Annotated in this window: 1 protein-coding gene; it reads right to left on the minus strand. The window is 45.3% G+C overall.

Going from position 1 to position 1317, the window contains the following annotated elements; translation table 11 throughout:
- Window positions 1–215: 215 nt before the first annotated feature.
- The gene (locus AC0J20_RS23275; RefSeq protein WP_473023595.1) at window positions 216–1250 is read right to left on the minus strand and encodes an IS110 family RNA-guided transposase; all 1035 of its coding nucleotides are present in this window, start codon (window positions 1248–1250) and stop codon (window positions 216–218) included.
- Window positions 1251–1317 lie beyond the last annotated feature (67 nt).

Raw genomic sequence — 1317 nt, forward strand, 5'->3', positions numbered from 1 at the left:
AAAAATGTATGGTCCGCCTCGTTATTGCAACAATAAATTTCAATAACGGGGTTGGTTGTGCGCTAATGTATTCGGAGTCTGATTAGGCGCTTTCGCAACCCGCTCCACGATGAGATCCGCGCTGGATTATCCTCAAAAAAACCGGAAGCTTCTGTGAGCTATTTTTTGTGTCAGGTTTTAATCCAGTGGTTCTACCGTTTTCGTCATCACTTTTATCATTGCAAACCCGGTGCTAACGCGTTGCTGTTAAACGCCTGCTTCGTCTTCATGACCGCCCATGCGATTCGGGCAAGCTTATTAGCCAATGCGACGGTCACAACATTAAATGGCTTGGTGGCGCGTAAATTCATCAACCACTCACCATAAATCTTTCCTGTCTTATCCGGTCTTGACATGACCGCCCTGGCTGCATGAATAAATAAGGTTCGAAGTTCTTTATTACCCCTCTTGCTTATCCCCAGCAGCCTGGATTTACCGCCAGTCGAGTACTGCGCAGGAACCAGCCCTAACCATGCAGCCATATTTCTTCCACTTGTGAAATCCGTGGCACTACTGATGTTCGCAATACAAAGGCTGGCGGTCATGTCACCAATACCGGGAATGGTTTTCAAAAGCTGACCTATCGGGTTGGCTTCAACCAGTTGCTTTAACTTTTTATCTTGTTTCTCGATGTTGTCATTAAGAAAGAGGTAATATTCGTGCAGCTCCATAAGCTCTTGCATAAGTAACCTTGGCAATACCTGCCGCTGCTGCGCAAGCCAGTTAAACAGTTGCTTCATAATGCTATGACCAGTTGGAAGCGCCACACCGAATTCCAGCAGTAACGAGCCTATACGCGACATACAGGCTGTTCGGTCCTTGATATACCCGTGCCTTGCTCTATGAATAGCTGAAATGACCTGAGCCTCTTCTGATTTTACACTGACAAAGCGCATCTTAGGTCTTGTTGATGCTTCGCAGATTGCCTCTGCATCAATGAAATCATTCTTATTACTTTTAACGAAGGGCTTTACATATTGCGGAGGGATAAGTCTGACTGTATGTCCCATCGACTCACACTGCCTGCCAAGCCAATGTGCACCACCACACGCTTCAAAAGCGATTATGCATGGCGTTAACTGGTAAAGATAATTGAGTAATGCAGAGCGGGAAAACTTTTTACGGATGACTTGGTTATCAGAGAAGTCACGGCCAATCACGTGGAAACATGATTTGCCTAAATCGATACCAAGAACTTTAATAGTAGACATGATGGTTCGCCTCTTTGATTGCCTAACTCTAAGACTAGCTTAGAGGTGAGGCGGACCATCTAATTAA

This window comes from Planctobacterium sp. R6, from assembly GCF_055755215.1.